The organism is Massilia sp. LMS1-1-1.1, assembly GCF_040815535.1.
Taxonomy (GTDB): Bacteria; Pseudomonadota; Gammaproteobacteria; order Burkholderiales; family Burkholderiaceae_D; genus Janthinobacterium; species Janthinobacterium aestuarii.
This window is the reverse complement of sequence record NZ_JBFPNG010000045.1, coordinates 467,490-482,051: the sequence shown is the minus strand read 5'-3', so window position 1 is coordinate 482,051 and position 14,562 is coordinate 467,490. Positions and strand designations below refer to the sequence as shown.

Genomic DNA, 14,562 nt, shown 5'->3' with positions numbered 1-14,562 from the left:
CAGCCGGCGGTTTTTTTATTGTCTGTCGTTATTGCCGACGTATTACATCCCGCCCCACAAGGCATTCAGCGTGGCCAGCGCCGTCAGGCCCGCCGTTTCCGTGCGCAAGATGCGTGGCCCCATGGAAAGGCCGATGGCGCCGGCGGCCAGGGCCGCCTTTTCCTCTGCTTCCGAAAACCCGCCTTCCGGCCCCACCATCACGGTGATCGCCTGTGGCGGCTGGTGGCGCGCCCAGTCGGCCAGCGGCTGCTGCGCGCGCGGCGTCAGGATGATGCGTTTATGTAAATCTTGCTGGCTGCTCCAGCTATTAAAGTCTTGCAATGGCGCCAGCTGCGCCAGGCGGTTGCGCCCGCATTGTTCCGATGCGGAGACGATGATGCCTTGCCAATGCGCGAGTTTCTTCTCGGCCCGCTCGGCGGACAGGCGCACCACGCAGCGCTGCGCCGACAGCGGCACGATGCCGGCCGCGCCCAGTTCGATGGCTTTTTCGATGATCCAGTCCATTTTGGACGCTTCCGGCAGCGCTTGCGCCAGGGTCACGGCGTAAGGCAGTTCCGCCTCGCGCGCCACGTGCGCCTGGATTTGCGCCGTCACGCTGCGCTTGGCGACCGCCACCAGGCTCGCCTGCACTTCGCCGCCTTCGCCATTGAACAGGGTGATGACGTCGCCCGGCGCCAGGCGCACGACCTGAATATGGTGGGCGACAGCCTCCGGCAGGGAGACGGTGGCGCCGGCGACGAGCGGCTGGGGGCAGAAAAAACGCGGCATGCAAATCCTCAACGGGGGAGTAAGTGGGGTGGAAAGACGTCAAAGTATAGCCATTTGGCTGGCCAGTACGCCGCAATTCTAATTTGCGGCCCCCCAGTCTGGTAAAATAGTTGACTACATAAAGCAGCCGGCCTGGGTTCTTTCTTGTCCGTGCTGTTGCAACCGAATCCCAAACTCGCGACTGACCCACACCATCATGACAACTACGCTCCCGACTACCAAAATGGCCAATGCGATCCGCGCACTGGCAATGGACGCTGTACAAAAGGCCAACTCCGGCCATCCTGGCATGCCGATGGGCATGGCCGAGATCGCAGTTGCCCTGTGGAGTGGTCACTATCGCCACAATCCCGCGAACCCGAAATGGCAGAACCGCGACCGCTTCCTGTTGTCGAACGGCCACGGCTCCATGCTGCACTACGCGCTGCTGCACCTGACTGGCTACGAGCTGTCGATGGATGACATCAAGGCCTTCCGCCAGATGCATTCGAAAACCCCGGGCCACCCGGAAGTCGACATCACGCCAGGCGTGGAAACGACCACCGGCCCGTTGGGCCAGGGCATCGCCAACGCCGTCGGCATGGCCCTGTCGGAGCAATTGCTGGCCGCTGAATTCAACAAGCCTGGCCACGACATCGTCAACCACTACACCTACGCCTTCGTCGGTGATGGTTGCCTGATGGAAGGCATTTCGCACGAAGTGTGCGCGCTGGCCGGCACCCTGGGCTTGAACAAACTGATCGCCCTGTACGACGACAACGGCATTTCCATCGACGGCAAAGTCGAAGGCTGGTTCACGGACGACACCCCGGCGCGCTTCGAAGCGTACGGCTGGAACGTCATCCGCGCCGTCGACGGCCACGATGTTGCCGCCGTGGCTGCCGCCATCGCCGCCGCCAAGACCGCATCGAAGCCAACGCTGATCTGCTGCAAGACCATCATCGGCAAGGGTTCGCCGAACCTGCAAGGCGGCGACAAGGTCCACGGCGCCGCACTGGGCGACAAGGAAATCGCTGCCGTGCGCGAATACATCGGCTGGGATGCCGCTCCGTTCGAGATGCCGGCCGACGTGTACGCGGCCTGGGATGCGAAAGAGCAGGGCGCCCTGCTGGAAGCGGACTGGAACGAGCGCTTTGCCGCCTACAGCCGCGAATTCCCGCAGCAAGCCGCTGAACTGACCCGCCGCATGCAGGGCGATCTGCCACAGGCATTCGAAACGGCCCTGTCGGCTGCCATCGCTTCCTGCGTGGAAAAGAAAGAAAACATCGCTACCCGCAAGGCCAGCCAGAACGCCATCCAGGCGCTGGCTTCGTCCCTGCCGGAATTCCTCGGCGGCTCGGCCGACCTGACCGGTTCGAACCTGACGAACTGGAAAGAGTGCGTGGCCGTGCGTTCGGGCCAGCCTGGCAACCACATCAACTACGGCGTGCGCGAATTCGGCATGAGCGCCATCATGAACGGCATCACCTTGCACGGCGGCTACATCCCGTTCGGCGCCACGTTCCTGACGTTCTCCGACTACAGCCGCAATGCGCTGCGCATGGCCGCCCTGATGAAGCTGCGTTCGATCTTCGTGTTTACCCATGATTCGATCGGCCTGGGCGAAGACGGCCCGACGCACCAATCGGTCGAGCACGTTTCGTCGATGCGCTTGATCCCGAACCTGGACAACTGGCGTCCATGCGACACCGTCGAGTCGGCTGCAGCCTGGGGCGCCGCCGTGCGCCGCAAGGATGGCCCGTCGACCCTGATCTTCTCGCGCCAGAACCTGCCGTATCAAGAGCGTAGCGCCGAACAGATCGAGAACATCTACCGCGGCGGCTATGTGCTGAACGACGTGGCCGACGCCAAGGCGATCCTGATCGCCACCGGTTCCGAAGTGGAACTGGCCGTCGCCGCCGCCAGCGCGCTGGCCGCCGAAGGCATCGCCGTGCGCGTGGTGTCGATGCCGTCGACCGACGTGTATGATCGCCAGGACGCCGCCTACAAGGCCAGCGTGCTGACGAAAGGCGTGCCACGCGTGGCCATCGAAGCGGGCGTGACCAGCTTCTGGTACAAATACGTGGGCCTGGAAGGCGCCGTGGTCGGTATCGACACGTTTGGCGAATCGGCCCCGGCCGGCGTGCTGTTCAAGCACTTCGGCTTTACGGTCGAGAACGTCGTCGCCAAGGTGAAAGCCGTTATCGCTGGCTAATATTGATTTTTAACGGTCCTGGCGATGTGCTCGTCGGGGCCGTGCATGTACCTTCTTTTTTAATCAGGAGCAGAGTATGACGATCAAAGTTGCAATCAATGGCTACGGCCGCATCGGCCGTAATGTGTTGCGCGCTTTCTACGAAGGCGGCAAGAAACAGGATATCCAGATCGTTGCCATCAACGACCTGGGCGATGCCAAATCGAACGCCCACCTGACCCGCTACGACACCGCGCACGGCAAGTTCCCGGGCACGGTCACCGTCGAAGGCGACAACATGATCGTCAATGGCGATCCGATCCGCGTATTCGCACAGCGCAATCCTGCTGAAATCCCATGGGGCGAGCTGGGCGTGGACGTCGTGCTGGAATGCACGGGCTTCTTCACCACCAAAGAGAAAGCTTCGGCTCACTTGAAGGGCGGCGCGAAAAAAGTCATCATTTCGGCACCAGGCGGCAAGGACGTCGATGCAACCGTCGTGTTCGGCGTGAACCACTCGGTACTGAAATCGACCGACACCGTCATCTCGAACGCTTCGTGCACCACCAACTGCCTGGCACCGCTGGTCAAGCCGCTGAACGACGCCATCGGCATCGAAACGGGCCTGATGACCACCGTGCACGCCTACACCAACGACCAGGTACTGTCCGACGTGATGCATGAAGACCTGCGCCGCGCCCGTTCGGCCACCATGAGCATGATCCCGACCAAGACGGGCGCCGCTGCCGCCGTGGGCCTGGTGTTGCCTGAGCTGAATGGCAAGCTGGACGGCTTCGCCATCCGCGTGCCGACCATCAACGTCTCGCTGGTCGACCTGTCGTTCATCGCCAAGCGCGACACCACCGTGGAAGAAGTCAACGCGCTGATGAAGTCCGCTTCGGAAGGCGCCCTGGAAGGCATCCTGACGTACCAGACCGAACCGCTGGTCTCGATCGACTTCAACCACAACCCGGCTTCGTCGAACTTCGATTCGACCCTGACCAAAGTGTCGGGTCGCCTGGTGAAAGTATCGTCGTGGTACGACAACGAGTGGGGTTTCTCGAACCGCATGCTCGACACCACCGTTGCACTGATGTCGGCCAAGTAATTTTTTGACCGCATAAGAAAAAACGCCCTTCGGGGCGTTTTTTTTCATTCGTGAATTTGCGACGCCTAACAAAACCGTAGCGAGCGGCAGTGATTTGTGGCCGAGAAGCGCAACCGTACTTTAGTACGGTGAGCATCGCCGGCCGCAAAGCGCGACGCGCAGTAGGTTTTGTTAGGTGTACCTACAAGCGGCGCCTATAAAAACGCCACAGCAGGCGCAAGTCGCGCAGCACGGGCACGCCCGACAGCAGGGTCAGCACGCCGGCGAGCAGGATGGTGGCGGCGGGAAAGCCGATGTGCTTGAAGGCCAGGGCGCCGCTGACGCCGCCGATGAAGAAGCAGGCGATCAGCAGGCTGTGCGTTCTGAGCTTGCCGCGGTTGACCTTGACCATCCGGTCCGGCAGGTGGCGCCGGTTGTAATACGCCATCTTGCCCAGTTCGATGCCGATATCGGTGGACAGCCCCGTCACGTGCGTGGTGCGGATGACGGCGCCCGAAATCTTGGTGATGATGGCGTTCTGCAAGCCCATGACAAAGCACAGCAGCAAGATGGTGACGGGGCCCAGCACGTCGGGCATGGTGGCCAGGTAATTTCCCGTCAAGCCGAACATCAGCAGTAACGCCGCTTCCAGCATCAGGCTGGCGGCGAATTGGCTGTGCAGCCGTCGCCGCTTGCCCCAGTTCACCATGATGGCCGTCACGGCCGCGCCGCTGACAAAGGCCAGCCACGCGCCCAGCGCGGCCAGGGCCACCGTGATATTGCCCAGCGCCAGGTCGTCCGCCATGCCCGAAACGATGCCCGTCATGTGCGAGGTATAGCCGCCGATGGCAAGAAAGCCGCCCGCATTCACGGCGCCGGCCACCAGCGCCAGCACGCAGCCCAGCTGCAGGTTGGCTTGCGTATCGCGCGCCGATCCGCTCAGCCGGGACAGGTAATGGAGCGGCATGCCCGGGCCGGCCTCAGGCGGTGGCGCCGAAGATGGCTTGCCACAGGCGCATCACGTTGTCCGCATGCACGCGCACCCGTTCCGGTTCCACGCGGGCCAGGTCTTGCCCTTGCAGGCGCAACTGGTGCTGGAGCTTGCGCAGCGCGCGGTAGGCGTCGGCGACCTGGGCGGCCAGCTGGGCGTCGATCAACCCCAGCTCGCCGCACAGGCGCAGCAGGGCGATATTGCCAGAGTTGGCCGTCAGCTGCGGATACTGCGTCGCATGCTGGAGCACCAGGTATTGCACCATGAATTCAATGTCGATCATGCCGCCCGGATCCTGCTTCAAATCGAAGCTGCCGTGGCGGGGCGGATGGGCATCGAGCATCTTCTTGCGCATGGCCACCACTTCGCCCTTGAGCGGGCCGTTTTCCGGGCGTTCCTTGCGCAGGATCGTGTCGCGGATGCGCTCGAAATGCTTGCCGATGGTGGCGTCGCCGGCGCAAAAGCGCGCGCGCGTGAGCGCCTGGTGCTCCCACACCCAGGCCGCGCTGCCCTGGTAGCGCTCGAACGCCTGCACGCTGGAGACCAGCATGCCCGAGGCGCCATCGGGGCGCAGGGCGATGTCGATGTCGAACAAAATGCCGGCCGACGTGTGCGAGGTCATCCACGTAATGAAGCGCTGCGCCAGCTTGGCGTACAGGCCCGGCGCTTCCTGGTCGTCGTCGTCGAAGAGGAAAATGACGTCGAGGTCCGAGACATAACCGAGTTCCTTGCCGCCCAGCTTGCCATACGCGATGACGGCGAATTTCGGCACGTCGCGGTGGCGTGTGGGTAACGTTTGCCAGACGGCTTGCACGGTGGCGGCGACGATGATGTCGGCCAGTTGCGACAGGTAGTCGGCCAGCTTTTCCACGCTGAGGTCGCCCGCCAGGTCTTGCGCCAGGCACTGGAACAGCTGTGCGTGGTGCATTTCGCGCAGGATATCCATCTGCCGCTCCGTGTCGCCGGGCGCATCGTCGAGCTGGCGCTGCAGGTCGAGCGCCAGGGCGGCCGGGTCGGGCACCGTGTTGCGGATGCGCTCGTCTAACAGTTCGTCGAGCAAGATCGGGTGCTGCGTGAGGAAGGTGGCGGCCCAGCCGCTGGCGCACACCATGCGCACGACGCGCTCGAGCGTATGCGGGTATTCCGTCAGCAGCGACAGATAGGCCGAACGGCGCGCGATGGCTTCCAGGAAATCGAGCAGCCGGCCCAGGGTGGCCAGCTGGCTGGCATTGCCGTTGGACACGGAGCAATCGGTGATCAGGGGCAGGGCGGAATTGACGAGGGCGACGAGGCGCGTGCGGCTTGCCTCGGGCAAGGACTGCAAACGGGGCGCTTGCCACGTGGCCAGCAGGCGGCGCGCGCAGGCGGCCGGTTCATGGAAACCGAGGGCGGCAAAGCGTGCTTCGATGGCTTCCTGCTGGTCCGAGGCGGCGCAATCGTTCGACGTTTGCGGGTCGATGCCCGTGTCGGCCGGCGGCGTGCCGCTGCTCTTGTCGCTGAACATCTCGTCGAACTGGCCGGCGACAAACACGCGGTGCGCTTCCAGCTGGGCCAGCAAGGTGGCGGTGTCGGGCAAGCCCATCATCTGCGCCACGGTCAGGCGGTCGGCGTCGTTGGCGGGCAGGGTATGGGTTTGCGCATCGTCAAGATACTGCAGCCGGTGTTCGAGGTTGCGCAGGAAGGTGTAGGAGCCGAGCAGTTGTTCCACGATGGCCGGTTCCAATAGCCCCTTGTCCGCGACCGTGCGCAAGGTGGCGCGTGTGGAACGGTCACGCAGCTCGGCGTCGCGCCCGCCCCGTATCAATTGGAATACCTGGGCCAGGAATTCGATTTCGCGGATGCCGCCGCGGCCCAGCTTGACGTTGTTGCTGCGGTCCGGATGCAGCCGTTCCTGGCGGTTGACCTCGGCGCGGATCTGGCCGTGCATGGTGCGGATGGCGTCGATGACGCCGAAATCGAGGTAGCGGCGGAAGACGAACGGGCGCACGATGGCGTCAAGTGACGCGATATCTTCGGGCTTGCCCGTCACGGCGCGCGCCTTGACCCAGGCGTAGCGCTCCCATTCGCGGCCCTGCACGATCAGGTATTGCTCCACCATGCCCAGGCTGGCGGCCAGCGGGCCCGAGTTGCCGTTCGGGCGCAAGGCCATGTCCACGCGGAAAGTAAAACCATCCTGCGTGATTTCGGCCAGGGCGGCGATCAGTTTCTTGCCCATGCGAATGAAAAATTCGTGGTTGGACAGGCTGCGCTGGCCCGGTACGGTGACTTGCGTGTCGCCATCTTCCGGGTAGACAAAGATCAGGTCGATATCGGACGAAACATTGAGTTCGCCGCCGCCCTGCTTGCCCATCGCCAGCACCATCAAGGCCTGTTCCTCGCCCGATTCCTCGCCGACCGGCATGCCGTGCAGGGCCACCATCTCGGCCATGATGGCGTCCACGTGCGTGCGGATGGCGAAATCGGCAAAGCCTGTCATGGCAGTGACGACTTCGTTCAAGTCGGCCCGGCCTTCCAGATCGCGTGCGATCAGGCCGCAGACGAGCAGGTTGCGCAGGCGGCGCATGGCCCGCTCGGGCGGCAGCGGCGGCGTGGCGGCGTTCGCCTGGGCGGCCAGCTCGGCGGCAAAATCGAGCCCGTCCAGCGGCGCGCGCACCAGTTGCGCTACCTGCGCGGCGCGCTCGGGGGCGGCGTCCAGCCAGCGCTGGTAGAAACGGGAGGCGGAAATCAAAGGCTGTGTGCTCATGGTATCGGTAAGTGTCTCGTGGATGCGGCGTGCATGTTCTTGTTTAACTTGGCTGCGAACGGCGGGGGATGCGGTAAAATTATGCCGCTGGCCTCACGGCCGACATTGCGTGCTCTTCCGGACGATGGTAAGGGAGGCTTTGCTCAGACGCAAGCGCAAGGACGCAGGCGCGCACCACGAATGCAGACGATTTTTGCCATTATTTGACGCCGGACCAGTTTATTAGCTTATTGATGCAAAAACCGCCAGAAGCAAGCGTGACAGAACATGTGCCATTGGCTCTGCGCTGGCAGCGGCTGCGTGCTGCCTATCGCATGGCCAACCTGGCCACCCACCATGTGCTGGGTTTTACCATCAAACTGGTACTGCTCGCGTATTTCGCCTTCGCCGTGCTGTTTTTATTCCTGCGCTACGCGATTCTGCCGAATATCGATTATTACAAAGGTGATATCGAGCGGGCGGCCAGCCGCGCGCTGGGCAACCCCGTCAGCATTGCGCGTATTTATGCCTCCTGGCATGGCGTGCGGCCGAATCTTTTCCTTGGCGACGTGACCCTGCGCGACCAGGCGGGCCGCCAGGCGCTGAGCCTGCCGAGCATATCGGCTACCGTGTCGTGGTGGAGCGTGCTCGGTTCCGTGCGCTTCACTACCCTGGAAATCACGCGGCCCGACCTCGATGTGCGGCGCAGCAAGGATGGCAAGCTGTACGTGGCCGGGGTGTTGATCGACAGTACGCAAGGCAGCGATGGCAAGGGCGCCGACTGGCTGCTGTCGCAACATGACATCATCATTCGCGATGGCAAGGTGCGCTGGACGGACGAGGTGCGTGGGACACCCGAGCTGGCTTTATCGCAAGTCAATCTGCTGCTGCGCAACCGCTGGCGCAGCCACCGCCTGGGCTTGCAGGCCACGCCGCCCGCCAGTCTGGCCGCACCCATCGATGTGCGCGCTCACTTCACGCATCCGCCTTTCAGCACGCGCATCTCCGATGTGTCGATGTGGAAGGGCGAGCTGTACGCCGACCTGAAAAACGCCGACCTGGCTGCCTGGCGCCGCTACCTCGATTACCCGTTCGAACTGAGCCAGGGCAAGGGCGCCTTGCGCGCCTGGCTGAGCCTGGATCACGCGCGCCTGGCCGGTTTCACGGCGGACGTGGGTTTGACGGATGTGACGGCGCAGCTGGGCGAGCATATCGCGCCGCTCGACTTGCTGTCGGTCAGCGGACGCATTTCGGCAAAAGAAGAGTTCTCGGCGCAGGCACCCGACGGCAAACCAACGTTTGGCGCGAATGGGCACCAGGTGGAGTTGACGAATTTCGCGGTGGAAACCCGAGACGGCCTCAGCCTGCCGCCCACGACTTTGTCCGAGCGTTTCATTGCTGCCACCAAGCGCAAGCCGGCGCGCACGGAAATCACGGCCAAGTCGCTCGATTTGCAAACCCTGGCCGCGCTGGCCGACAAGCTGCCACTTGGCGAACAGCAGCGCCAGCGTCTCGACGCCCTGGCGCCGCGTGGGCGTTTGCAGGATTTTGCCGCGCAATGGGAAGGCGAGATGGCGACACCGGCCAGCTACCGTTTGCGCGGCAAGTTCATCGATCTGGGGCTGAACGCGCAGCCGGTGCGCCTGGCCGTGGCGAAGACGGCGACCGGCCCCGCGCAGGCAGCCGCACCGGCTATCCCCGGTTTCGAACATTTGACTGGCAGTATCGACGCCAGCGACAAGGGCGGCAAGGTCGATATCGATGCACGGGGATTGGTATTGCAACTGGCCTCCTATTTGAGTGAGCCGGCCTTGCCGTTCGAACAGTTCGAAATGGAGGCGCGCTGGGCTTTCCAAGCAGACAATATGCTACAAATCGACCTGGACAGGCTTGATCTTAATCAACAAGGCTTGCGTGTTGCCTTGCAAGGCACGCACCGGATGCCGCTCGACGGCAAGAACCTGGGCCAGGTCGACTTGACGGGCACGATCGATAATTTCGAGATCAACACCATCGGCCGCTATCTGCCGCTGCAAACGCCCGAGCATCTGCGCCACTGGCTGACGGGCGCGCTGGAAGGCGGCATGGCGCACGATGTCAGCCTGCGCCTGCGCGGCGAACTCGAGCATTTTCCGTTCAAGGCCGATACACCTGCCCAGCGCAACCGTGGCGACTTCCGTATTGCCGGCAAGATCGAGAATGGCAAGCTGAACTATGCGCCCGGCGAATTTGCGGAAAGCGGCCCGCTGGCAGGCAAGGCGCCCCTGTGGCCGCAGGCGGAAAAGATCAAGGGCAGTTTTGTGTTCGAGCGGGCGCGCATGGAAATTCGCGGCGACACGGCCACCACGGGCGGCGTGGCATTGGCGAACGTCAAAGCCGTGATCCCCGACCTGACTGTGTTCGACACCTTGCTCGACATCGAGGGCAACGCGGCCGGCCCGATGCAGGAATTTCTCAAGTACGTGACTGCCAGCCCCGTGCTGGGCTGGATCGAGCATTTCACGGATGAAACGACGGCGACGGGCAACGCCAAGCTGGCCCTCAAACTGCACTTGCCGATCGAGCGCATGCTCGAGTCGACCGTGCAGGGCAGCTTGCAACTGGCGGGCAACGACGTGGTGCTGTTCCACGACATGCCGCCCGTGCTGGGCACGCAGGGCAAGATCGAGTTCAACGAAAAAGGCGTCAACCTGAATGGTTTGAATGGCAGCCTGCTGGGTGGGCCGCTGGCCATCTCGGGCGGCACGCAGCCGGACAGTTCCATCCAGGTGAAACTGGCCGGCAACATGACCATCGACGGCTTGCGCAAGACCTATCCGGCGCCCGTGCTGCAGCGCCTGGCGAAACATTTGAATGGCGGCGCGCGCTACAACGGATTGATCACGGCGCGCGACCACCAGGTGGTGGTCAATGTCGAGTCGCCGCTGACGGGCCTGGGCCTGGACTTCCCCGCTCCCCTGAAAAAGCCCGCCGGCGACAGCCTGCCCGTGAAATTCACCCTGACGGGCAATGCGGCCAATGGCGCCGGCTTGCGCACGGACGATATCCGCATCGCGGTGGGTTCCAGCATCGCTGCCCGCTACCAGCGCCAGAAGCAGGGCAAGGATGCCTGGCGCCTGGTGCGCGGCGGCATCGGCGTGAACGTGCCGGCGCCGGAACCGGAGAGCGGCATGATGCTCAACGTCAATATGAAAACCCTGGACGTGGACAACTGGATTGCCACCGGCAGCGAGATCGCCGGCAACGCCACAGCGTCCGCCGATAGCGGTGCCGCCGACGATACGCCCGATATCGCGCAATACGTGGTGCCGGACATGATGGCGGCCCGCGCCAGCGAACTGATGCTGGGCGAGCGCAAGCTGGAAAACGTGGTGGTGGGCGCCACGCATCAAAAAGATGTGTGGCAAGCCAATATCGACGCGAAACAGGTGTCGGGCTATGTGACGTGGCTGGAAACACCATCCGGCCTGGGCAAGATGACGGCACGGCTGTCGTCGCTGATCATTCCGGAGTCGGCCGCCAATGATGTGAAGAATTTGCTGGAAGGAAAAAGCGGCGCCCAATCGATCCCTTCGCTCGATATCGTCGCCGAGCAATTCGAGCTGTTCAACAAGAAGATCGGCCGGCTGGAGTTGCAGGCCTATAACACCATGGCGGCGGGCGGGCGCGAGTGGCGCGTGGGCAAGCTGCAACTGTCGAACGCCGATGGCGCGCTGAGCGGCAGTGGCAAATGGGTCATCAAGGATGGGCAAAGCACGACCAGCCTGCGTTTCGGCCTCGACATCGTCGATGCGGGCAAGTTGCTCGACCGCTTCGGCTTTGCCGACACGGTGCGCCGCGGCAAAGGGCGCCTGAGCGGCGACATCGCCTGGAACGGCTTGCCGTATTCGCTCGACATTCCCACCTTGTCGGGGCAGATCGAGATGAACGTGGAGTCGGGCCAGTTCCTCAAGCAGGACCCGGGCGCGGCCAAGCTGTTGGGCGTGCTCAGCCTCCAAGCCTTGCCCCGCTTGCTGAAACTGGATTTCCACGACGTGTTTTCCGAAGGCCTGGCTTTCGACGGCATCACGGCCAACGCCAGCATCAAGCGTGGCGTGGTGACGACGAACAACCTCAAGATGCATGGCGTGGCGGCCACCGTGCTGATGGATGGCACGGCCGATATCGCCAATGAAACGACGAATCTGCACGTGGTGGTGATCCCCGAATTTAACCTGGGAACGGGACCGCTCGTGTATGCGCTGGCCGTCAATCCCGTCATCGGCCTGGGCAGTTTCCTGGCGCAATTGTTCCTGCGTGCGCCCGTGATGAAGGCGCTCACTTACCATATGCAGATCGCCGGCCCGTGGAAATCGCCCGTCGTGACCAAGCTCGATGGTGGTAAATTGGAAGCTGTCGCCGTGCCTGCCGCTGCCGCTGCGGCGGTGGAGGCCGTGGCGAAATAGGCGAGGCCTTCGAATCGATAAGAGGTGGCAATGATGCATACAGTCGCAGCAGTACAAATGATTTCCTCGCCATCCGTGGACGATAACCTGGCCACGGCGCGGCGCCTGGTGGCGCAGGCCGCCGCCGGTGGCGCGCAGCTGGTGGTGCTGCCCGAATACTGGGCCATCATGGGCAAGCAGGAAACGGACAAGCTGGCCCATGCGGAACAGCCCGGCAGCGGGCCGATCCAGGATGGCATGGCGCAGATGGCGCGCCAGCACGGCATCTGGCTGATCGGCGGCACCTTGCCCCTGATCTCGGGCCAGGAGGGCAAGGTTTTGAATACGACGCTCGTGTACGATCCGCAAGGCGAACCGGCCGGCCGCTACGACAAGATCCACCTGTTCGGTTTTACGCGCGGCATCGAGTCGTACAATGAATCGCGCACCATCGTGCCCGGTGCGCAAGTGCGCGCTATCGAGACGCCGTTCGGCCGCGTCGGCCTGTCCATCTGCTACGACTTGCGCTTTCCCGAACTGTACCGCGCCATGGGCGATTGCGCGCTGATCGTCGTGCCCGCCGCGTTTACCCATACGACGGGCAGCGCCCACTGGGAAGTGCTGCTGCGCGCGCGCGCCATCGAAAACCAGTGCTATGTGCTGGCCTCGGCGCAGGGCGGCCTGCATCCGAACGGCCGGCGCACCTGGGGCCACAGTATGCTGATCGACCCGTGGGGCGAAGTGATCGCCGTGTTGCCCGAAGGCGAGGGCGTGGTCAGCGGCGAGATCGATCTGGTGTTCCTGGCCGGCGTGCGCGAGTCGCTGCCGGCCCTCACGCACCGCACCATGTAAATTGAATTGTGAGAAAAAGCCATGATCCCATTTGAACCCAATCTGTCCAGCCTGGCCGTGGCACGCGATATCCTGCTCACGCCGTTCGGCCTGGACGAAGACAAGCTGCTCAAAGCCCTGGGCACGATGTTTACGCACAAGGTCGACTATGCCGACCTGTATTTCCAGTCGACCAAGAGCGAAGGCTGGAGCCTGGAAGAGGGCATCGTCAAGACGGGCAGCTTTTCCATCGACCAGGGTGTGGGCGTGCGCGCCGTGTCCGGCGACAAGACGGCGTTTGCGTATTCCGACGACATTTCCGAACGGGCCCTGCTGGAAGCGGCGGCGGCCACGCGCACGATTGCGCGCGCGGGCGCCGGCAAAATCAAGATCGCGGGCCAGATGCAGCCGCAGGGCGGACGTTCCTTGTACCTGCCCAACGATCCACTGGCCTCGCTCGATGCCACGGCCAAGGTGCAGCTGCTCGAGCGCGTGGAAAAGATGGCGCGCGCGAAAGACCCCCGCGTGGTGCAAGTGATGGCGGGCCTGGCCGGCGAATACGACGTGGTGCTGGTGCTGCGCAGCGACGGCGTGCTGGCGGCCGACATCCGCCCGCTGGTGCGCGTGTCGCTGACCGTGATCGCGGAACAGAATGGCCGCCGCGAAACGGGCTCGGCCGGTGGTGGCGGGCGTTTCAGCTATGACTATTTCAGCGATGCCGTGCTGGAACAATACGCGACGGACGCCGTCAATTCGGCCTTGGTGAACCTGGAAGCGCGTCCCGCGCCAGCCGGTCCCATGACCATCGTGCTGGGCCCGGGCTGGCCCGGCATCCTGCTGCACGAAGCGATCGGCCATGGCCTGGAAGGTGATTTCAACCGCAAGGGCTCGTCCGCGTTTTCGGACCGCATCGGCGAGCGCGTGGCCGCCAAGGGCGTCACCGTGGTCGATGACGGCACCCTGGCTGGCCGGCGTGGTTCCCTGAACATCGATGACGAGGGCAATCCCACGCAGTGCACGACTCTGATCGAGGATGGCATCCTGAAGGGTTACATCCAGGACACGATGAATGCGCGCCTGATGAAGATGCCCGTGACGGGCAACGCGCGCCGCGAATCGTTCGCCCACCTGCCCATGCCGCGCATGACGAATACGTATATGCTGGGCGGCGACAAGGACTCGGGCGAGATCCTTGCGTCCGTCAAAAACGGCTTGTATGCCGTCAACTTCGGCGGCGGCCAGGTCGACATCACGAACGGCAAGTTCGTCTTCTCGGCCAGTGAAGCGTACATGATCGAAAACGGCAAGCTCAGCTATCCGGTGAAGGGCGCGACTCTGATCGGCAATGGCCCGGACGTGCTCAACCGCGTCTCCATGATCGGCAACGACATGCGCCTCGATTCCGGCGTGGGCATCTGTGGCAAGGAAGGGCAAAGCGTGCCCGTGGGCGTGGGACAGCCGACCTTGCGCCTCGATGGTATTACGGTTGGCGGGACTACCTGATTTTTTCGGGCACTGCGCGGCCAACAACGGTGTCGGATTACGCGCGGCTGCGCCCCGCTAATC

8 protein-coding genes are annotated in these 14,562 nt (G+C 63.5%); 5 read left to right on the top strand and 3 right to left on the bottom strand.

Annotated elements, in window-relative coordinates; genetic code table 11:
• Positions 1–42: 42 nt before the first annotated feature.
• Positions 43–768, bottom strand: coding sequence for a 16S rRNA (uracil(1498)-N(3))-methyltransferase (locus tag MRBLMS1_RS24085; protein ID WP_485882473.1), 726 nt, complete (start codon positions 766–768; stop codon positions 43–45).
• Positions 769–964: 196 nt separating this feature from the next.
• Between MRBLMS1_RS24085 and tkt the strand changes: the two genes are divergently transcribed.
• Together tkt and gap are read left to right on the top strand one after the other, a co-directional pair.
• A complete protein-coding gene (tkt, locus tag MRBLMS1_RS24080; protein ID WP_456148633.1) occupies positions 965–2,962 on the top strand; it encodes a transketolase in 1,998 nt (665 codons plus the stop codon).
• Positions 2,963–3,038: 76 nt separating this feature from the next.
• Positions 3,039–4,049: a type I glyceraldehyde-3-phosphate dehydrogenase gene (gap, locus tag MRBLMS1_RS24075; RefSeq protein WP_046685413.1), complete on the top strand. Its 1,011-nt coding sequence runs from the start codon at positions 3,039–3,041 to the stop codon at positions 4,047–4,049.
• A gap of 181 nt (positions 4,050–4,230) precedes the next feature.
• Here the strand turns inward: gap and MRBLMS1_RS24070 are convergent, their stop codons facing one another.
• Both MRBLMS1_RS24070 and glnE read right to left on the bottom strand, forming a co-directional pair.
• Positions 4,231–4,995, bottom strand: a complete 765-nt coding sequence (locus MRBLMS1_RS24070) for a YoaK family protein (protein ID WP_139090166.1) — start codon at positions 4,993–4,995, stop codon at positions 4,231–4,233.
• A 13-nt stretch (positions 4,996–5,008) separates the two neighbouring features.
• Entirely contained in the window at positions 5,009–7,762 is a 2,754-nt protein-coding gene (gene glnE / locus MRBLMS1_RS24065; protein ID WP_485882469.1) for a bifunctional [glutamate--ammonia ligase]-adenylyl-L-tyrosine phosphorylase/[glutamate--ammonia-ligase] adenylyltransferase, read from the bottom strand.
• Positions 7,763–8,019: 257 nt separating this feature from the next.
• Between glnE and MRBLMS1_RS24060 the strand changes: the two genes are divergently transcribed.
• Genes MRBLMS1_RS24060 through tldD form a run of 3 tightly spaced genes read left to right on the top strand, consistent with a single transcriptional unit; the run spans position 8,020 to position 14,499 of the window.
• On the top strand, positions 8,020–12,186 hold the full coding sequence (locus MRBLMS1_RS24060; protein ID WP_485882467.1) for a YhdP family protein: 4,167 nt from the start codon (positions 8,020–8,022) through the stop codon (positions 12,184–12,186).
• Positions 12,187–12,216: 30 nt separating this feature from the next.
• Entirely contained in the window at positions 12,217–13,017 is an 801-nt protein-coding gene (locus MRBLMS1_RS24055) for a carbon-nitrogen hydrolase family protein (protein ID WP_128140445.1), read from the top strand.
• Between the two features lie 21 nt (positions 13,018–13,038).
• On the top strand, positions 13,039–14,499 hold the full coding sequence (tldD, locus tag MRBLMS1_RS24050) for a metalloprotease TldD (protein ID WP_485882464.1): 1,461 nt from the start codon (positions 13,039–13,041) through the stop codon (positions 14,497–14,499).
• The last annotated feature ends 63 nt before the right edge of the window (positions 14,500–14,562 follow it).

What these genes read in the sequence shown, in the direction of transcription:
- MRBLMS1_RS24070 (WP_139090166.1), bottom strand. Translation starts at nt 4,995, where the DNA reads ATGCCGCTCCATTACCTGTCCCGGCTGAGCGGATCGGCGCGCGATACG.
- MRBLMS1_RS24055 (WP_128140445.1), top strand. Translation starts at nt 12,217, where the DNA reads ATGATGCATACAGTCGCAGCAGTACAAATGATTTCCTCGCCATCCGTG.
- tldD (WP_485882464.1), top strand. Translation starts at nt 13,039, where the DNA reads ATGATCCCATTTGAACCCAATCTGTCCAGCCTGGCCGTGGCACGCGAT.
- glnE (WP_485882469.1), bottom strand. Translation starts at nt 7,762, where the DNA reads ATGAGCACACAGCCTTTGATTTCCGCCTCCCGTTTCTACCAGCGCTGG.
- MRBLMS1_RS24085 (WP_485882473.1), bottom strand. Translation starts at nt 768, where the DNA reads ATGCCGCGTTTTTTCTGCCCCCAGCCGCTCGTCGCCGGCGCCACCGTC.
- tkt (WP_456148633.1), top strand. Translation starts at nt 965, where the DNA reads ATGACAACTACGCTCCCGACTACCAAAATGGCCAATGCGATCCGCGCA.
- gap (WP_046685413.1), top strand. Translation starts at nt 3,039, where the DNA reads ATGACGATCAAAGTTGCAATCAATGGCTACGGCCGCATCGGCCGTAAT.